23 protein-coding genes are annotated in these 18,220 nt (G+C 65.2%); 10 read left to right on the forward strand and 13 right to left on the reverse strand.

Annotated features, from left to right (window positions below; genetic code table 11):
- Positions 1-69 precede the first annotated feature (69 nt).
- From ACZL02_RS23670 to ACZL02_RS23705, 8 genes are all read left to right on the forward strand, one after another.
- Positions 70-675: a TetR/AcrR family transcriptional regulator gene (locus tag ACZL02_RS23670; RefSeq protein WP_472941177.1), complete on the forward strand. Its 606-nt coding sequence runs from the start codon at positions 70-72 to the stop codon at positions 673-675.
- A gap of 352 nt (positions 676-1,027) precedes the next feature.
- On the forward strand, positions 1,028-1,375 hold the full coding sequence (locus ACZL02_RS23675; RefSeq protein ID WP_472941178.1) for an ArsR/SmtB family transcription factor: 348 nt from the start codon (positions 1,028-1,030) through the stop codon (positions 1,373-1,375).
- Positions 1,372-1,782: an arsenate reductase (glutaredoxin) gene (gene arsC / locus ACZL02_RS23680; RefSeq protein WP_472941179.1), complete on the forward strand. Its 411-nt coding sequence runs from the start codon at positions 1,372-1,374 to the stop codon at positions 1,780-1,782. Before ACZL02_RS23675 ends, arsC begins: the two co-directional genes overlap by 4 nt.
- Positions 1,779-2,216, forward strand: coding sequence for a GNAT family N-acetyltransferase (locus ACZL02_RS23685; protein WP_472941180.1), 438 nt, complete (start codon positions 1,779-1,781; stop codon positions 2,214-2,216). The genes arsC and ACZL02_RS23685 overlap by 4 nt, the downstream gene beginning before the upstream one ends.
- Complete coding sequence (gene arsH, locus ACZL02_RS23690; RefSeq protein ID WP_472941181.1) at positions 2,213-2,938, forward strand: arsenical resistance protein ArsH; 726 nt, start codon at positions 2,213-2,215, stop codon at positions 2,936-2,938. The genes ACZL02_RS23685 and arsH overlap by 4 nt, the downstream gene beginning before the upstream one ends.
- 22 nt (positions 2,939-2,960) lie before the next feature.
- Positions 2,961-4,271 (forward strand): arsenic transporter, encoded by a 1,311-nt coding sequence (locus ACZL02_RS23695; protein ID WP_472941182.1) that lies wholly within the window; start codon positions 2,961-2,963, stop codon positions 4,269-4,271.
- The gene (gene arsK / locus ACZL02_RS23700; RefSeq protein WP_472941199.1) at positions 4,244-5,518 is read left to right on the forward strand and encodes an arsenite efflux MFS transporter ArsK; all 1,275 of its coding nucleotides are present in this window, start codon (positions 4,244-4,246) and stop codon (positions 5,516-5,518) included. The genes ACZL02_RS23695 and arsK overlap by 28 nt, the downstream gene beginning before the upstream one ends.
- 42 nt (positions 5,519-5,560) lie before the next feature.
- Positions 5,561-5,719, forward strand: a complete 159-nt coding sequence (locus ACZL02_RS23705; protein ID WP_472941183.1) for a hypothetical protein — start codon at positions 5,561-5,563, stop codon at positions 5,717-5,719.
- 91 nt (positions 5,720-5,810) lie between these two features.
- Here the strand turns inward: ACZL02_RS23705 and ACZL02_RS23710 are convergent, their stop codons facing one another.
- From ACZL02_RS23710 to ACZL02_RS23740, 7 genes are all read right to left on the reverse strand, one after another.
- Positions 5,811-6,809: a mechanosensitive ion channel family protein gene (locus ACZL02_RS23710; RefSeq protein ID WP_472941184.1), complete on the reverse strand. Its 999-nt coding sequence runs from the start codon at positions 6,807-6,809 to the stop codon at positions 5,811-5,813.
- 303 nt (positions 6,810-7,112) lie between these two features.
- Entirely contained in the window at positions 7,113-7,913 is an 801-nt protein-coding gene (locus tag ACZL02_RS23715; RefSeq protein ID WP_472941185.1) for a metallophosphoesterase family protein, read from the reverse strand.
- Positions 7,913-8,854 (reverse strand): diacylglycerol/lipid kinase family protein, encoded by a 942-nt coding sequence (locus ACZL02_RS23720; RefSeq protein WP_472941186.1) that lies wholly within the window; start codon positions 8,852-8,854, stop codon positions 7,913-7,915. The genes ACZL02_RS23715 and ACZL02_RS23720 overlap by 1 nt, the downstream gene beginning before the upstream one ends.
- Positions 8,851-9,063: a hypothetical protein gene (locus ACZL02_RS23725; RefSeq protein WP_472941187.1), complete on the reverse strand. Its 213-nt coding sequence runs from the start codon at positions 9,061-9,063 to the stop codon at positions 8,851-8,853. The genes ACZL02_RS23720 and ACZL02_RS23725 overlap by 4 nt, the downstream gene beginning before the upstream one ends.
- Before the next feature lie 104 nt (positions 9,064-9,167).
- Positions 9,168-9,530 carry a DUF433 domain-containing protein gene (locus ACZL02_RS23730; RefSeq protein WP_472941188.1) on the reverse strand — a complete coding sequence of 121 codons (363 nt, stop codon included), beginning with the start codon at positions 9,528-9,530 and terminating at the stop codon, positions 9,168-9,170.
- A 44-nt stretch (positions 9,531-9,574) separates the two neighbouring features.
- Positions 9,575-9,754: a hypothetical protein gene (locus ACZL02_RS23735; protein WP_472941189.1), complete on the reverse strand. Its 180-nt coding sequence runs from the start codon at positions 9,752-9,754 to the stop codon at positions 9,575-9,577.
- A complete protein-coding gene (locus ACZL02_RS23740) occupies positions 9,751-10,704 on the reverse strand; it encodes a thermonuclease family protein (RefSeq protein ID WP_472941190.1) in 954 nt (317 codons plus the stop codon). The genes ACZL02_RS23735 and ACZL02_RS23740 overlap by 4 nt, the downstream gene beginning before the upstream one ends.
- Before the next feature lie 79 nt (positions 10,705-10,783).
- Between ACZL02_RS23740 and ACZL02_RS23745 the strand changes: the two genes are divergently transcribed.
- Positions 10,784-11,131: a hypothetical protein gene (locus ACZL02_RS23745; RefSeq protein WP_496258579.1), complete on the forward strand. Its 348-nt coding sequence runs from the start codon at positions 10,784-10,786 to the stop codon at positions 11,129-11,131.
- Positions 11,132-11,363: 232 nt separating this feature from the next.
- Here ACZL02_RS23745 and ACZL02_RS23750 read toward each other — a convergent pair whose 3' ends face one another.
- The 4 genes from ACZL02_RS23750 to ACZL02_RS23765 form a co-directional block, all read right to left on the reverse strand.
- Positions 11,364-11,522, reverse strand: a complete 159-nt coding sequence (locus ACZL02_RS23750) for an ArsR/SmtB family transcription factor (protein ID WP_472941192.1) — start codon at positions 11,520-11,522, stop codon at positions 11,364-11,366.
- Between the two features lie 125 nt (positions 11,523-11,647).
- Positions 11,648-13,099: a sensor domain-containing diguanylate cyclase gene (locus ACZL02_RS23755; RefSeq protein WP_472941193.1), complete on the reverse strand. Its 1,452-nt coding sequence runs from the start codon at positions 13,097-13,099 to the stop codon at positions 11,648-11,650.
- A gap of 227 nt (positions 13,100-13,326) precedes the next feature.
- The gene (locus ACZL02_RS23760; RefSeq protein WP_472941194.1) at positions 13,327-14,115 is read right to left on the reverse strand and encodes an EAL domain-containing protein; all 789 of its coding nucleotides are present in this window, start codon (positions 14,113-14,115) and stop codon (positions 13,327-13,329) included.
- 129 nt (positions 14,116-14,244) lie between these two features.
- A complete protein-coding gene (locus ACZL02_RS23765; protein ID WP_472941195.1) occupies positions 14,245-14,436 on the reverse strand; it encodes a helix-turn-helix domain-containing protein in 192 nt (63 codons plus the stop codon).
- 396 nt (positions 14,437-14,832) lie between these two features.
- Between ACZL02_RS23765 and ACZL02_RS23770 the strand changes: the two genes are divergently transcribed.
- The gene (locus ACZL02_RS23770; protein WP_472941196.1) at positions 14,833-15,099 is read left to right on the forward strand and encodes an amphi-Trp domain-containing protein; all 267 of its coding nucleotides are present in this window, start codon (positions 14,833-14,835) and stop codon (positions 15,097-15,099) included.
- Positions 15,100-15,180: 81 nt separating this feature from the next.
- Here ACZL02_RS23770 and ACZL02_RS23775 read toward each other — a convergent pair whose 3' ends face one another.
- Together ACZL02_RS23775 and pstS are read right to left on the reverse strand one after the other, a co-directional pair.
- Complete coding sequence (locus ACZL02_RS23775; RefSeq protein WP_472941197.1) at positions 15,181-16,911, reverse strand: Na/Pi cotransporter family protein; 1,731 nt, start codon at positions 16,909-16,911, stop codon at positions 15,181-15,183.
- 86 nt (positions 16,912-16,997) lie between these two features.
- Positions 16,998-18,074: a phosphate ABC transporter substrate-binding protein PstS gene (pstS, locus tag ACZL02_RS23780; protein ID WP_472941198.1), complete on the reverse strand. Its 1,077-nt coding sequence runs from the start codon at positions 18,072-18,074 to the stop codon at positions 16,998-17,000.
- Positions 18,075-18,220: the final 146 nt, after the last annotated feature.

Genomic DNA, 18,220 nt, shown 5'->3' on the forward strand with positions numbered 1-18,220 from the left:
CTATTTTGATTGCGATTGCCCTCTATATAGCGTATAGAGTTCGTACGCAATCCAATTCAGGAGATCGCGGTGAGAGTGACCCGGGCACAGGCCGACGAGAACAGAGCGCGGGTTATCGACGTCGCGAGCCGCCTGTTCCGCAAGCACGGCTTCGACGGCATCGGGCTTTCCGATCTGATGAAGGGCGCCGGGCTGACGCAGGGCGGCTTCTACAAGCAGTTCGCCTCCAAGGAGGACCTGGCGGTCAACGCCTGTCGACGCGCGGTCGCGGTGATGCAGGACCACTGGCGGGCTTTCGTCGCTAGGGATCCGGAACGGCCTTTGGCGTCCCTGGTGCGTTGCTACCTGTCCGTCGAACACCGCGATGCGACTGACGTTGGATGCGCGATCGCCGCTCTCGGATCGGACGCAGCCCGTGCAGGGCCGGCGGTCCGTGCACCGCTCGAGGAAGGAGTCACGGCGCATCTGGACTACCTGGAGGCCCTGCTGCCGGAAGACGGCCGGGACCGCCGCGAGCGTGCCATGGCGATCGCGTCGACGATGATCGGCGCCCTCGTCCTCTCGCGCACGGTCAACGACGATACGCTGTCGAGGAGCATCCTCGACGCCGCGGCGCGCGACGTGATCGATCGGTCCGGTGCCGCTGATTCAAAAGAGCGCCGGCTGTTGTCCTAGCGACCGCCCCCACCCATCACGAATGACGTCGTCGTCCCACCCCCCGGCGGCGTCGAGGCAAAGCGTCGACTTCCAAGCGGCGCGTTGTTTCATTTCAGTTGGGGGCTGTCGTGGTGACGGGCCGACGCCCGAGCTGGTCATGCACTACGGGAATCAGCCTGACCGCTATCGACCCTTTGAAGTCGTAGAGCCCGGACTTCTGCGCCGATCGAAAGCCGACATTCTTGCGAGAGGACTTGCGCGTTTCCCAGTGTCCAATCCACGATCCGTAACGAAGCAAGGAGCCCTGTTAGCCACAAGATACTGTCCATCAACGCTTGAACATTACAACGATGTTTGCAATATCGCATTCATGCTCGATGATGCAGCCGTAGCCGCTCTCTCCGCCCTTGCCCATGCCGACCGTCTCGCGGCCTTCCGCGTGCTCGTCCGCGCGGGTCCGAACGGAATGCCGTCAGGGGAGATCGCCGAGGCCCTGTCGATCACCCCAACCCGCATGTCCTTCCATCTCGCGACGCTGGAGCGCTCGAAGCTCCTGCGGTCGTGGCGGGACGGTCGCCGCATCCTCTACGCGGCGAGCTACGACGACATGCGCCAGCTCCTGGCCTATCTCGTCGACGACTGCTGTTCCGGCAATCCGGAGATCTGCGGCGACCTCACCAGCCCTCTTTCCGCCTGCACACCGGAGACCTGCCAGTGACCGTCACGATCTACCACAACCCCGACTGCGGCACTTCGCGCAACACGCTGGAGATGATCCGCCAGTCCGGCGAGGAGCCGCAGGTCGTCGAGTACCTGAAGACGCCCCCGAGCCGGGAGACGCTGATCGAGCTGCTCGACGTCATGGGCATGAAGCCCCGGAACATCCTGCGGGAAAAGGGCACGCCGTACGGGGAGCTTGGCCTCGACGATCCAGCCCTCGGCGACGAGGAGCTGCTCGACGCGATGTTGGCGCACCCGATCCTGATCGAGCGCCCGATCGTGGTGACGGACAAGGGCGTTGCGCTGTGCCGTCCGTCGGAAAAGGTGCTGCCGCTCCTCGACAACCCGGTAGCGACCTTCACCAAGGAGGACGGTGAGACCGTGTCAGTCGGATCCGCCTCATGAGCCTTGTCGGCACCGTTGCCGGACCGGACGCCGATTTAGTTGCCCTCCTGTCGTCGGCAGGTCTGCCGATCGAGGACGTGCACGAGGCTGGTCGCGTCTTCATGCGCTTCGTCGATCCGTCGGACCGGGTCGTCGGTGTCGGCGGCTACGAGCCGCTGGGCGACGCCGTCCTGTTGCGATCGATCGTCGTCGCTCCCGAACGCCGCGGCGAAGGCCACGGAAGGCACATCACCGAGGCGCTGATGCGTCGTGCTACCGATGACGGAGCCCGGACGGCGTTCGCGCTTACGACGGGGCCGGATACGTTCCTGACGACGCTCGGCTTCGAGCGCATCGACCGCACGTTGGCACCGACGTCCGTGCTCGAAACGAGGCAAGCGCGCGTCCTCTGTGCGGCTTTCGCGGTGCTCTGGCATAGGGAGATCTGCGAATGACCGACCCGGTATCGATCGACCTTCCGAACGTTGATCTGACGCAACTCAAGCCGATCGACGTCGCGGCGTTGGCGGCACCCGGGGACCCCACGCACCCGCCGCGAATCCTCGTCCTGTATGGTTCGATCCGCGAGAGGTCGTTCTCGCGCCTACTGTCCGAAGAGGCCGGGCGGCTGCTCCGCTGGTTCGGCTGCGAGGTTCGCACCTTTGATCCGCGGCACCTGCCGCTGCCCGACGGCGCCGGACCGGACCATCCGAAGGTCAAGGAGCTGCGCGATCTTGCCGAATGGTCGGAGGGCATGGTCTGGGTAAGCCCGGAGCGGCACGGCGCGATGACTGGGATCCTGAAGGCGCAGATCGACTGGATCCCTCTCAGCGACGGCGCGAAGCGCCCGACGCAGGGCAAGACGCTCGCGGTCATGGAGGTGTCGGGTGGCTCGCAGTCCTTCAACGCCGTTAACCAGATGCGCATCCTCGGGCGCTGGATGCGCATGGTGACGATCCCCAACCAGTCGTCGGTGCCGAAAGCCTTTCTGGAGTTCGACGAGGCCGGACGCATGAAGCCCTCCGCGCTCTACGGCCGCGTCGTCGACGTCTGCGAGGAACTGGTGAAGTTCACCTGGCTCGTCAGAGGACGTTCCGCCTACCTGACGGACCGATACTCGGAGCGCGTCGAGAGCGCTGAGGACCTGTCCAAGCGTGTGAACCAGCGCTCCCTCTGATCCTCCCGCCTCTGGACATCCCATGCTCGCCTTCGCGATCTTCGTCGCCACCCTCGTTCTCGTCATCTGGCAACCGCGACGCCTGGGCATCGGCTGGTCGGCGCTGGCCGGCGCGGCCGTCGCACTCGTCACCGGCGTCGTCGGGTGGGCCGATGTCGGCGTGGTCTGGGACATCGTCTGGGACGCGACGTTCACCTTCGTTGCGCTGATCGTCATCTCGCTGATCCTCGACGAGGCCGGGTTCTTCGCCTGGGCCGCCCTCCACGTCGCGCGCTGGGGCGGCGGCAACGGCCATCGGCTGTTCCCGCTCGTGGTCCTGCTCGGTGCCGCGATCGCCGCCGTGTTCGCGAACGACGGCGCCGCGCTGCTCCTCACGCCGATCGTGCTGGCGATCCTCCTGCGGCTGAACTTCCCGTCAGCCGGGGCACTCGCCTTCGTCGTCGCCTGCGGCTTCGTCGCGGACACGACGAGCCTGCCGCTCGTGGTGTCGAACCTCGTGAACATCGTGACGGCGAACTTCTTCGACATCAGCTTCGGCCGCTACGCCGCGGTCATGGTCCCGGTGAACTTCGTCTCGCTCGCGGCGACGCTCCTCGTCCTTTGGGCGTACTTCAGGCGGGACATCCCCGAGCGCTACGACACGTCCGCGCTGGAGGACCCTGGACAGGCCATCAAGGACCGCCAGGTGTTCCGCGCAGCCTTCCCGCTCCTCGGCCTTCTCCTTGTTGCCTACTTCGTCACCGGACCACTCGGCGTGCCGATCTCGTTCGTGACCGGCGCGGCGGCCCTCGTCCTGATGGCGGTCGCCGGACGCTGGTTCGCGGGCGGGCGCGGCGCCGTCGTGCCGCTTGCCAAGGTGCTGCGGGGCGCGCCTTGGCAGATCGTCCTGTTCTCGATCGGCTTGTACCTCGTGGTCTACGGCCTCGGGAAAGCCGGGCTGACCGACATCGCCGCGGGGGTCCTCGTCTGGCTCGGCCAGCAGGGCACGTTCGTCGCCACCGTTGGGACAGGGTTCGTCGTGGCGGTACTCGCATCGGTTATGAACAACATGCCCGCGACCCTCGTCGGCGCGCTTGCCATCGACCGTTCGGCGCTCGATCCGCTGACGCAGGAGCTGATGGTCTACGCCAACGTCGTCGGCAACGACCTCGGGCCGAAGTTCACGCCGATCGGTTCGCTCGCGACCCTTCTGTGGCTTCACGTTCTGGCGGGCAAGGGGCAGACGATCACGTGGGGCCAGTACATGAAGGTCGGCCTCGTCCTCACCCCGCCCGTGCTGCTGGCGACCCTCGTCGCCCTTTGGGTCTGGCTGCCGATCGTGTCGTCACGGTGAGGGACGCGCGCGGCGCTTGGGCGGACATCGCCGCCCTCGGGATCAGCCAGATCGTCGGCTATGGCACCCTCTACTACAGCTTCGGCATCCTCGCCCCCGCCATGGCACACGACATCGGATGGCCGATCGAGTGGGTATTCGGCGCTCTGTCGGCGGCGCTGCTCGCGGGTGGGCTCGTTGCCCCGTTGACCGGCCGCTGGCTCGATCGCTTCGGCGCCGGTCGCGTCATGGTCGCGGGGTCCGTCGCGGCCGCCATTGCGCTGACCGCCGCCGCGCTCGCGCCCACCGCCGCCGCCTTCGTCCTTGCCCTCGTCGCGATCGAGGTCGCGTCGACGTTCGTCCAGTATGGGGCGGCCTTCCCTTTGCTGGTCCAGCGTCACCTGGGGACGGCGCAGCGGAGCATCCTGTACCTCACCCTGATCGCCGGGTTCGCCTCGACGCTGTTCTGGCCCCTGACGACGTGGATGCACGGGACGATGTCGTGGCGCGAGGTCTACCTCGTCTTTGCGGCCATGAACGTCGCGGTCTGCCTGCCCATCCACGTATGGCTGGCGCGTCGGCCGATGGCCGCGCCGTTCCCGACGGGTGGGGTAGAACCCCTCGTCCCCGCCGTCTTGCCATTGGGCCTCGTGCCACCGCTTCTCCGATCCCGGGTGTTCCTTCTGATGGGCATCGCCTTCGCCTTCCAGAGCCTCGTGGTCTCGTCGGTGCTGGTCCACATGCTGCCGATCCTGTCGGCGCTCGGGCTAGGACTGGCGGGTGTGATGGTCAGCACCGTGTTCGGGCCGGCGCAGGTGGTGGGCCGCTTCACCCTTATGGTGTTCGGGCGCGACCTGTCCCCACTGGCGCTCGCGGTGATCTCCGCTGGCCTGATGCCCGCCTCAATCGTCCTCCTCGTCGCGACGGCGCCGTCCACTATGGGGGCTGCCGTCTTCGCCGCCCTGTTCGGGCTTGGCAACGGCCTCTACAGCATCGTCGGGGGCACCCTGCCGCTCGCACTCTTCGGCTCCGAAGGGTACGGGGCGTTGCAAGGGCGGGTTATGTCGATCCGGCTGATCGTCGGCTCGGCGGCGCCGTTCGCCTTTGCCCTTGCGTCCGACCGGATGGGTGTCGACGGCGGCCTGCTGGTCACGGCGTTTCTCGGATGCGGGTCAGTTCTGGCCTTCGCCGCCGTTGGGCTGTTGATCAGCAGAAGGTCCGATTGTCACTTGTCTGCGGCGTCATACAAAGTCCACTTTGATGTGTGACCGGACTCGAAACAGACCGACTGGTTTCCACCCAATCCAGAAATGATTTCCGATGCGCAGGCGTTTCGCGATACGCCGTTCGGCAGCTTACTGATCAACGCGCCGAACTCCATCGCGCCCTCCGTGCTGGGTCCGGTGATCGGCAAGTTGCTGACGCGCAACCCGCATCTCGAGCTGGCCATCGTGAACAATGGGAGCTAGCCAGCCGACGACACGGGATGGACCTGCCGGCGGGTGATCCTGCCTACATGAAAGGCGCCCGGCTTGCCTGGTCGCCGCCTCGAGCCGCGTTTTACTGACGCATGGCTGTCGCATCCTGCCCCAACGGTGCAGTCGCTTGGACCGCAGGAACCAGACCCGCCAGGTCGGTTCGCGTCCTCGGCAACGCCGACGGATACTCCTGCTGTAGGAAGCCCATCATGGCTTCCCGCACCTCGCACCAAAGGTCGAATGCCTTGCCCGAATTGTTGGCGCTGACGAGCATCCGGATTTCCATCGTTCTCTCCTTGAGGTCCGTCACCTGGAGGTTCACGACCTGCCCGTCCCAGAGCTTCGAGGCGTGGGCGACCTCCTCCAGCTTCTTGCGCAGTGCCGCGACGGGCACGGTAAAGTCGGTATATAGGAAGACGGTGCCGATCAACGCGGCGCCCTCGCGCGTCCAATTTTGGAAGGGCTTATCGATGAAGTGGCTGAGTGGCACGATAAGACGGCGCCAGTCCCACAGGCGAACAACGACGTCAGTCGAGGTGATCTCCTCGACGTTGCCCCACTCCCCCTCGACGAGAAGCGCGTTGTCGAACCGGATGGGCTGCGTGATGGCGAGCTGAATACCCGCGACGAGGTTCTTGAGGATCGGCTGAAGGGCGAGACCCGCGACGAGGCCGGCCGCTCCCGCCGAGGCCAACAGGCTGACGCCGTACTGTCGGACGCTGTCGAAGGTCATCAGGGCGGCGGCGATCGTGACAACGAGGATAAGTGTCTCAGCGACGCGCTGGAGGATCCGCGACTGCGTGGCGTGCTTGCGGGCGAGGAGGTTGTCCTCGGAGTCCAGCTTGAAGCGGCGCAGGTGAATCGTGGTCCAGATGTGGAGCGCCGTCCGGACGAACCAACCGATCAGGACAACGAAGTCGACGGTGGTCAGGCGCGTGACGACCAAGGCCATGTCGTTCGACAGTGGCGCAGCGGGAGCCACGGACGCGACCGCCAGCGTCATGAACGCGAGACGCGTCGGGTTCTTGGTCCGAGACACGAGCGAGCGCGTGGAAAGGCTGCGTGTCTGAACGATCCGCATGACAGTCCGGAACACGAAACGGTGCAGGCCACAAGCCAAGAGGACGGCGACCCCGAGGAGGAGGAGGCTCGACACCCAGTCGGGTGCCCATTACATGTAACGATCGATATCGATCGGAAGTTTGTCCATGCTAGCCTCGCGTCCCTGAACCAGGACCGAATAGCGTGGGAGTCCCGCTCGTTCCGCAATGCAACATGATTTCGCAACTGCGTTATGCAGACCAAACGGGTGATGCGACGTGAAATCAGGGAAGAAGCCGGGAAGGTCGGGCCGCAGACGGATCAAGCTGCCGCCGCCAGACGACTATCGCTCCAGCCAAGCCTCCCCGTCCCAAAACCGGACGGTCACCGAGGTTCTGACCTCGTCGATCTCGATCCAGTTGTAGGCGTTGGGTTCTCCACGCAGCCGCGTCGAGATGGCGCTCGCGGCCTGCGCGACGAGGATTGGCTGTCCTGCTGCCTGGCGGGCCCCGGTTGGCGGTTGCCCTTCGCGAACCTCGCCCATCGCGCCGTGCTCCCGTACGTAGGCGAGGTGGAAGTGGCCTGACATGACCAAGCGGACGCGCATGCTGGCGAGAGCGGCGATAGCTTCGTCGGCCCGTCGCACGACACGCATGCCGGAGGGGGTCTCCGGCAAGAGCAAGGGATGGTGCGCAACGACGATCCGCACGCTGGCCCGGCTTTCCTCGAAGCGCATTGCCAACGCTTCGAGCTGGCATCGGTTGACTGAACCATGCGCCCAGTTGAGTTCGGCTCTCCATGCCCGCGACGTGTTTATCCCGCCGACCGCGACGTCGCCGAGTTTGAGGAACGGCTCCAGTTCGTCCGCGATGAAGCTTCGATAGCGGCGGTAAGGCCTGGCGAGCCGCTCGACGAGGTTGCGGGCGGGAACGTCGTGATTGCCGGGAACGCAGAACGTCGGAAGCGAGAGATCGTCCAGGAAGGCACGAGCCTGCCGGAACTCGGCCTCGGTCCCGTCCTGCGTGAAGTCGCCGCTGACGACGACGAGGTCAGGCGCTAGCGCCTGGAGGTCGCGAACGAGTGCCTCGGCGAGAACGGGATCGTGCCGCCCGAAGTGGAGGTCGGACAAGTGCGCCAGGCGCATCAGGTCGTGCCCTCGCCGACATGCGTAGGTTCTGGTCGGACCGCGGGCGCCAGCACGCGCAGTGCTCCCGGCGAAATGCGAAACCGGAGCGGCGTCTCCATCTTTTCCACTTCCCCGTCGATCATGACCTGAAGCAGCTTGCGTTGCGAATGAATGACGGCCGTCGCGACCTTGCGCTCGGTCAGCGCGTCGTCCTTGCGCCAGGAACCCAACGCCATGCGGGCGGACAGCCGGAGGATGTCCACCATCCCGAGATGACGCGCGGTGTAGACCGTCAGATGTCCGCCATCCAACGTAGATCGGGAGAAAAGCAGTCCGAGCCCCTCGTCGTAGGCGTTGTTGGCCACCGCGATGGACTGGACGCGGATCGGCTCCGCCACCCCGCCGTCGGTTTCCAACTCCAAGCGCAGGTCGTGGGGCCGCATGACCTGTCGACTGAAGTAGCGCAAGAAGCCAAAGAGCGCGGAGAGGTCGGTGCGTTCCCGGATCCGCTCGCGGCCGGCCGCGACCGCCGGAGCGAAGCCGACGACCACCTTGTGCAGGAAGACACGGCCGTTCAGCTCCCCGACGTCGATCGTCAACGGCTCCATCTCCGACAGGGCGGTGATCGCGCCGTCGAGATCGAGCGGGATCTTCAGGTCGCGCGCGAGGAGGTTGGCGGTTCCTAAGGGCAGGAGCGCGAGTATCTTGTCCGTTCCGACGAGGCCCGAGGCGACCGCCGTGACGGTCCCGTCGCCTCCTGCGGCGAGGACGATGTCCGCGTTACCGCCTGCCGCTGTGCGGACGCGGTCGACGAGCGGTCTGGCCGCATCGGCATCGACGTCGACGGAACCCGCCCCCGCCGAACGCAAGCGTTCGAGCAGGGATTGGGGCGAAACGCCGAGCTTCGATGCCGAGCCCGCTCCGGCATTGAAGACGACGTGAACGGACTGGCCGTTCACAGTCGCGACGACGGCGGTTGACCGTCGCCGCCGTCAAGCGGGTCGGCGTCGTCAGAAGCGTCCAAGAACGACACGCCATCATCGGCATCCGCGGGCGGGCCGTCGAGAAACCCGTCCGGGTCGAACCCGCAGTCGGGGTCGGCGACACCAAGCTCGTGGAGGGTCATGGCATCGGCTGGCGGCCACTTCGGGGGCATCAGCGGCTCCATCGTTCTATCTCGAGTTTGGCTGGCGAAGCCCCGTGCGCTTCGGTGCGCGGCGTGGACCGGGCGTTTCACGGGCTGCTCGGACAATGAGGCGCCGATCGGCAACATCAAGCCGCGACGCGGCGCCTCGGTTCGCTTCGGTCCTCGCTCCTGCCCTCGCGGGTTGGGTCGTCCTTATTTTGACCGCGGAGCGCATGGGCATGTTCGCCGAGCGCCAGCCCGACGACCGCCTCGAGGTCATGGCGGTCCAGCGCCCCATGCTTCTCCCACACGCCTTGCAGGGTCATTCCCCGGCTTAGGTCGGCAAGTACGTCGTCCAACCGTACAATGGTGCTGCGGAAGACCCAACGCCCACCGCGCACCAGCCTGTTCGACGTGACGAGGTCCCCGAAAACCGGATGGGACGTGTGCATGGCATCGACCGCCGTGTTTGCGAAACGAGCCACTTCCGTAGCAACGATCGATGTCATTGCGATGTCGGGACGCTTCGCCCCGAAGGTGCTCCCCATGGACCTCAAGGATTGACGATCCGGCCCTGCGCGTCTTCGGCGATCCTGTTTGCCTCGTCGTCCTCGTCCGTCTTGTCGTCGGGTACGTTGCCGTTGCCCTTGTCGCCGAAGAACCCGTCCTCGTCGGAATGACGGACGTCCTCGATGTCGGTCGTGATCGGGCTGATGCCGGGTGTGTTGCTCATGCAGGCACTCCTTCGTCGGTCTCTGTTTCGTCGATGATGTCGCCGTCGACCATCGCCATCTCCAGCATCGTGCCGAGGCTCGCCGTCTCGCGGTTCGGCATAGGGTCAAAGACGATCTCCTCGGGCAGGCGCGTCATGCGGACAGTGTCGCCGTCCTGTTCGATGAAGGTGTCAAAGTGGGTGAAGTTGCTGGTCGTGAGGTCCAGCACGGGCTCGCGGTTGGCTTCCATCGCGGCGTCGAAGTCCTCGACCGATCCGGTCGCCACGATGAAGTCCGAGAGGCGGCGGAAGAGCTTCGGCAGGATCACGGCGTCGTCCGTGATCGAGGCGAGCGACGTCACCGTCACGCCCGTCTGCGTCGCGTCCTCGCCGAAGACGCCCTTGCGATCCGCACGTGCCGTGCGCGTGGCGTCGGCCATGACGTTCCGGAGGTCGGCGAAGAGGCCCCAGTAGAAGGTCGGGTAGACAAGGCCAGCCGCAAGGGTCGCCGTGTTGTAGCTCGTCTCCAGCCCGGCGGCGTCGAGGAACACGTCGTCGCCGTCCTCCTCGTCGGCGTCGCCCGCGAACGCAAAGGCGATGACGCGACCGTACTTGTCGACCGAACGAGTCAGGATGTGGCCGGGGGCGCCATCGGCCGCCGAGGCGATCGAGCGCCTCTCAGCCGTCCAGATGACGTCCCTGATCCCAACGAAGTCGAGGAGGAAATCCGTCGCGGCCTGGGCCAGCGGCATCGGCTGGCTGAGCGCTCCGCCACCCGACGGCGGCGAGTAATGGCTTTCCAGAGCGTCGATGCCCTCCAGCCTCAGCGGAACATGGCCGCGGACGTTGAACCGGGCGTCGTCGAGGAGGTCGCCGAGAGCCTCCCGGTCGTCCGGCTCGAAGCGGATCGTGTCGCCGTCCGGCGAGTAGGCGACGACCCAATAACGGCCCTTCACGAGACGGTACGGCATGGCGTGTCCTCCGCAGGTTCACGGCAAGACTAGGCTCTCACGATGACGTTCCGGCGACAGGGACCAGGAAGCGTAACCGTTGACTGTGACAGCCGCCTCGGTGAGGGCTCATGACAATTCAATGACAAAGGATCCGCCCATGTCGAAGATTGACGAGATAGCCGCGACCGTTCAGGAACTCGCGACGCCGGGCACCAAAGCGAAGGACATCATCTCCGCCGTTCGTCATCGCCATCCCGGCGCGTCCAAAAAGAAGGTGGTGCAGGCGGCGTTCTACGCGTTGACGGGCGGCATGGACGCCGACCCGGAAAAGGCCAAGCGCATCCAGGACCTCGCGATCGACAGCCGTTCCTCGGACGAGAGAGACGCACCGATCACGCCGCGGACGAAAAAGCCGAAGGCTCGGTCGGCGTCGCGTCAGGCGTAGCCGAAGCGTGCGGCGACGGGCCGCGCAAGGACCGCCGCCGCTCGCCCCCGACGGTCGTTGCCGGGTGGGCATCTGCAATCCGCCAACAGCGACATCGCCCGTGCGGGACGCTTCGCCGACCATCCGCTTTACGAGCGCTGCACCGGCGGGCGCGGTGACGATGCCGAAGCGAACCTGGACTGCCTGACGACAGCGAGTCTTGTCAGCGAAGTCGACAAGAGCAGCCAGCCTTCTACAGGACGTCGAGGTGCTTCATCACGGTGGGCGGGCCGATCGGCAGCGGCGCGGCGAGTTCGGTGACGGTCAAGCCCGGCGTCTTTGCCAGCCGCCTGACCATGTCGCGGCGGGACGGATCGGAACGCGCAGCGAAGGTGCTGTCGAGCTTTCTCAAGACAGTTTTTCATAGGGCGAAATGTTGTCAATCGTGTCGACGTCAGCAACGCGTTGAAGTCGAGCGTGGACGCTCGGACAATGAGGAGACACGAGGCACTCGGCGAACCGATCGTCCTCGACGGCTTACGACGCCGCAGCCATGCGGGCCGGCGGGACGTAGAGGGAGGCCGTGCCTTTCTGTGTCCGCTTGGCTGAGTACAGGGCGGCGTCCGCACACTTCAACAGCTTCTCCCGCCCTCCCGGCACGTCGCTCGACCAAGCGCACCCTACCGTGGCGCTTACGGGAAGGATCCGTCCGGGTTCCCCGATCCAGACGCGCAGGTCGACCAGCAGGGTGTCGATCATAGACTGGAAGGCATCGGGATCTCTCGCCCCGGTCACGATCAACGCGAACTCGTCGCCGCCGAGTCGGGCAGCAAAACAGTCGGCGAAAGTCGGCGAACGAAGGCGCTCGCCAATGCGACGCAGCGCTTCGTCGCCCATGGCGTGCCCTAAGGTGTCGTTCACTGCCTTGAAGCCGTCTAGGTCAATCAGCAGTACAGCGAGAGCGCTCCCGGACGACGATGCCTCGTTCAACCGCCTGTCGAGCACCCGGTTGAACTCCGCCCGGTTGGCAAGGCCCGTGAGGTCGTCGGTCCTGCTGATGCGCAGGAGTTCCTCCTCCATCCGGTGGCGATCGGTGATGTCGTGCATGACGCCGATGACCGCGACGGCCGTGTCGCCCACCTTCTCGACATCGCCCATGCAGCGAACCCGCTTCAGGCTGCCCTTCGCTGTGACAAAGTCCGCCTCGGCCTCGAAGGCTTCGCCGCTTGCAATGCTAGCGGCCAGCGCTTCGGCAACTCGAAGGCGATCGGCCTTCGGGTAGAAGGCCATGGCGGCGTCAAGCGACGGCGTGCATCCGATGGGTAGGTCGTGGATGGCATGAACCCCGTCCGACCACTCCATGCTGTCGTCGGCCAGCGTCAGCCGCCAGGACCCCATGTCAGCGATGCGCTCGGCCTGCTTGAACAGGCGCCGCTCGCGGGCAAGACCCTTGTTGGCCTCTTCCTTGGCGAGGGCTACCTCGACGGCACGCCGCGCTGCCATCCGCGCCTCCAGCAGGGCCTCCGCGATGCAGGCAAGCTCCTTGAGGGCCACGAGCTCGTCATCGAGGATTTCCCGCGGTTGGTCGTCGATGACGCAAAGCGTCCCCACCGGAACACGGACACCGTTCGTCGAGCGAGCTGAGATTGGCACCCCTGCGTAGAATCGGATCTTGGGGTCCGCGCAAACAAGCGGGCTGGAGGCGAAACGGGGATCGAGAGTCGCGTCCGGCAGGACGAGGGAGCATTCGTTCTCGACAACCCAGTTGCAAAGGGCGGGCTTCCGCGCGGTCTCCGGGGACGGCATGCCGACGCGTGCCTTGAACCATTGGCGGTCCCGGTCGATCAACGTGAAGGAGGAGGCCTTCGTGCCGAACAGCCGACTCGCAAGGGACGCCAAAGCGTCGAACTCGCGTTCCGCAGGGGTGTCAAGGATCGCGAGTTCGAGGAGAACCCCGATGCGTTCAACGTCTCTTTGATGGTCGACCATGCCGCGTTCCCCGGAACCGAATAGCGGACGTTGAAAGGGCGTCGTCGGCAAATGTAGCTTTGCACGCCCTTAAAGAACGTTTCCCCAAGGAACGGGGTTAAGCGTCGCTTAATTTGGTTGCCGTTGGCGAGGCCCACGCGCTGCCACCATGACAGGCCGGCGTCCCGACACAGGCGCCCTACGCGATCCTTTAAGAGATTTCAGCGGTGCTTGACCAATCGCTTTCTTCAACGTGACGCCGACGTGGCCCTGTCGCTCACGGCTTGCCGTGCTCCGAGCCCAATGGACGGCAGGACCTCGAAGGCCGGACGGGCGAACCAGTAGCCTTGGAACAGCCGGACACCAGCCGCCTTCAGGACGAGGAACTCCTCCTCCGTCTCGATGCCCTCAGCCAAGACGATGATGTCGAGGGTCCGTGCGATGCCGACGATGCCTGCCACCACCGCTTGCCGCGCGCGGCTGGTATTGATGCCCCGGACGATCTTCATATCGATCTTGATGAGGTCGGGCTGGAACTCGACGAGCAGCCCGAGGCCCGCGTGTCCCGCACCGAAGTCGTCGATCGCGGTGACGAACCCGTGCTTGCGGTACTCGGTGATGATCCGCGTGAGGTGCATCGGGTCCGATACCTCCTCGTCCTCCGTGAACTCGAACATGATCGCCGACTTCGGGAAGCCGAAACGGTTGGCGGCGGCAAGCGTCGCGCGCAGGCACGCGGCCGGCTCGTAGACGGCGTTCGGCATGAAATTGATGGAGAGCTTCAGGTCGCCGTCAGACGGGAACAAGCGGGAAGCGAGCTCGATAGCCTTCACTCGGCATGCCTGGTCGAAGCGGTAGCGCTGCTCGGGCGAGACACGCGAGAGCATAGCGTAGGCGCCCTCTCCAGCCGTGCCGCGGATCAGCGCCTCGTAGCCCCAGACCCGTTCTCGCCCTACGTCGTAGATCGGCTGGAAGGCCATCGAGAAGTCGAAGTTCAGCTTTACGCCGCTCTGGCATCCTTCGCAGGGCGTGGTCATGGCAGGGTCCCGGTTCGTCGCGGCACGCAGCATCCCATCGCGACATTGCGGAAGCCTTAAGCTCGCAATCGGTGTCCTGTCGATACTGGACCCCCTCGCCGTTCTCAGTGACGCCCAAGGGTCACGACATCATGCAAGGGCGCCGTTTGGTAGATCGAGCGCTTTGCCGATAGCGGCCTTCTCGTCCCCGGAGGCAACCAGGCCACCTTCGATTCCAATGAGCCTGCTGACGGAGATCCCGCTTCGGGCGGAAACGTACTGGATCGGCAGGCCTGCGTGATGGCGGAACGCTTTCGCAGTCGTGAAGCCGTCCGTCATCATGCCACTACGGCTTCCGGAATTTGGGGCGAGCTCATGTGGGACTTTCAGATGTCACGAGATTCTTCTGGTTACTAGCTGGGTTTGATATCCGCGATGTGAAGCGCGGCAGGGCGGTCGATGACTTGATCCGGGGAGATATGATGTCACCTCCGATCGGATCCCCCGCGGTCTTACGACCCTCGAGCAATGCTGGCGGCCGAAATCGACAGCAGCAGGATCGCGCTCACCTCGAAGACGATGTTCTCAGCCGCCATTCCACGTCATCGGGACGTCTCCGAACCACTGCATCGTCCCATCGGCGGCACAGAGATGGCGAAGTGGATCGCCCGAGCGAGAGGCTCATACACCGCTTTTTATCCCGGTCCCGAGTCACTCCATTCGAGAAGGCGAACTGCCATGAAACCCAATCGCGACATCGACAAGGTCTACCCCATCCGCGAGTACGTCGCGAAGCTGCGTCGGCTCGCCGATGCCCTTGAAGGCGAAAAGCCGTTCGCGATCCAGATTGCCGGCGAGCGTGTATTCGTTCCTGCCGATGCCGTCTACTCGGTCGAGCACGAGCGCGAGGACGGCCGGGAGGAGATTGAGTTTCAAATCTCCTGGAGCGAAGCAGATGCCGCGCGTGCCGAGCTCGACGACATGGGCACCGAACACCCCGTCTGAGATTCCGGAAGCGGTAGTCGGATAGCGCATCTTCGCAACGAACCGGGTCGCGGTGTCCGCGTCCCGGTTCGGCTTTAGTGACTACGCTGGGACTGGGGCCATGCCACCATGGTCTGTCGACCGTTCGTCACGGCTGTTTCGCTGCGCGACCGCCTGCGCCAGGACCGCCTGGCGGTTGACGGACTTCCGCTCGGCGTCGATGCGCTCGACCAAGAGCACCGCCCGCTCGACCGAACCGAGCAGGGCGAGAATCGTACCGCGTTCGCCGGCGCCGGCATTTGGGCCGAGGGCGAGCGTCTGCGCGCGCAACTTGGAGACGTCCGGGAAAGCCACGTGGCCAACGGGAAGCCGCGCATCGGCGACGCCGTGCTTCGGCAAGATCGCGCCAAGGTCGGCGTCGAGCCTGTCCAACGCCGTCTGGACGATACTTTCCGCTTCCGGACCGAATGTCTCGCGCCGGACGCGCCGGGCAACCTGATGCAGGGACTCGGTCAGCGCGGCGGTGAAGTCGGCTTCTTCGATAAGGCTCGCGACGAGATCGAGCTGCTGGTAGGGCATGTCGTTCTTCATCAGGTCCGCAGTGTAAGTGCGGATGTCGCGGCTGAGGATGTCGGTAGCGAGGTAGTGCGCTCCCGGATCCGAGGGAGCCTCGTTCCTCTTGCGCGCGATGTCGAGGAACAAGGCCCCGGCCTCGAGGTGACGGGCCGTTTCCTTCTGGACCGCCGGGATCGCCGCGGCAAAGTCGCCCGCGAGCTTCTGGTCGAGGAAACGCGGGATCGAGTAGTCCTCGACGTCCTCCGCCGAGCTATGCCCGATGCGAGACAGCACGCGGTCGAAGACGCCGATGAAGGGGAAGAGCAGAAGCACGTTGAAGACGTTGAAGAAGGTGGAGTAGAGGCCGACCGCCACTGGAACGAGCGGGAACGTTTCCTTGCCGTCGACGATGACGGCGACGCCGGGATCCCCGCCGAAGAACTGCATCGCCCAGCGCAACACCTCGATTGACACGAAGAACAGCGGCACCGTCACGCAGACGCCGATGATGTTGAACGACATGTGCGCGTAGGCGGCGCGCTTGGCGTTCTTCGAAAGGTTCAGCGAGGCGATCCACGAGGTGATCGTGGTGCCGAGGTCAGCCCCAAGCGAGAAGGCGACGGCCGTCGTCCAGTCGAGCACGCCCGCCGCGCCGAGGCCCATGACGATGCCGATGGTCGCCGAGGAGGAGTGGATCATGGCGGTGACGCCAGCGGCGATCAGCACGCAGGTCAGGAGGTTGGGGAAGGAGTCCGCCCGGAGCGTCTGCAAGAGGTCCATCACCTCCGGCATGTTGCGCAACGGGCGCAGGCCGCCTGTCATCAGGTTGAGACCGTAGAAGATGAGGGCGAAGCCCATGCACGCCAGCGCGATGTTGCGGACCTTCTCGCTGTGCGAGAAGCAGTAGACCAGCGAGAAGACGCCCGCGAGGATGAGTCCGAGCGGTCCGAGCGGCAGCGCGATCAGGCCGTTGCCGAGCGTGGTGCCGATGTTGGCGCCCATGATCACGCTGATGGCGGGCCTGAGACCGACCACGCCCGCGTTGACCAAGCCGACCACCATGACGGTCATCGCGGTCGAGGACTGGATGATCCCGGTGATGAAGGTGCCGGCGAGGACGCCCTTGATCGGTGTGCCGGCGGCTTTGGCGAGGAAGGCGCGCATCTTGTTGACCGACAGCGCCTGGATGCCGTTGGCCATGAACTCGAGCCCGAGCATGAAGATGCCGAGCCCCCCGATCACCGGAACGAGGATGTCCTTGAAGATATCGATATCCATTACGCCACTCCCCTGCGCGCGCATGGCTGGCAGCGCGACGCCCTGTTTCAGTCACGTTGGTCATGCCGTCCCGCCAGGCCCGCTGCCTATTTCGCCGCGACGGGGACGGTCGACCAGTAGCTCTCGATCCTTGAGGCCAACTCTGGCGGCAGCGGCACGTAGCCTAGTGCCCGCGCATCGTCGGCGCCTTCCTTAAAGGCCACGCGGAAGAGGTCATGGACCCGGCGGTACCGCTCCGTGGGCCGACCCGAGACGGGCACGACGGCGAAAGTGGCGACGCTCAGTGGATAGGCGTCGTCACCGCCGCCATCGCCCAAGCTACCAAAGAAGCTGTTCGCCGCGGACCAGTCGGCGCCGGCGGCGGCTGCCGCGACGCCTGCGGGTTCGGGCGTCACGAACTGCCCGGCCTTGTTCTCGATCGCCGCAAACGGCAACTCCGCACGGCGAGCCTGCCCATAGTCCGCGTATCCGATCGCGCCCGTTGTCGCGCCCACGGCGGAGAGCAGCGCCGCGGTGCCTTCGGCACCCTTCCCGGCGGGCCACGTGAGCAGGGTATCGGCGCCGACCTTTTCCTTCCACTCGGCACTGGCGGCCGAAAGGAACGTCGCGAAGGCGAACGTGGAACCGGAACCGTCCAGACGATGGAGAACCGTGATCTTGCTGTCCGGGAGTTGGAGACCTGGGTTGAGCTCGCTGATCTTGGGATCGGACCACTTGGCGATTTTGCCAAGATAGATGTCGGCGATCACCGCACCGCTTAGACGAAGCGCGCCGGACTCAATCCCGTCCAGATTGGCGACCACCGCAATCCCGCCCATGACGATCGGGAACTGCTGCCGTCCGTGCTTGGCCAGATCGGCGGGTGCCAACGGCACGTCGGTGGCGGCGAAGTCCAGTTCCGGCTGGTCGAGACGCATGATCCCGGCAAGGGATCCGACTGGCTCGTAATCGACCTTCCAGTCCGGCGAGGTGAAGTCGCCACCGTCGGTCCGTGCGGTCTCGTAGTCCTTCGACCATTTCTGAATGATCGGCGCCGCGAAGGTCGAGCCCGCACCCTGGATCGGATCCGCATTCGCTTCTGCACCCAGTATAAGGAAAGCAATCAGACAGGCCAAGCCGTGGAATGATGAATGCTGTTTAGAGCGCAGGAGACGCATAGACATATCATGTCTCCCCGCGGTGAAGGCCGCAGACCGTGTCTTCGCCTACGATCTACAAATTGTCGCAGGCGTTGACCGTTCGTAAGCATCTTACTTAACAAGACGATGAACGCTGGCGGGGACCCAGCGGCGACCCTGACTGCCATTGA

Source organism: Mesocryomonas fontinalis (assembly GCF_055730125.2).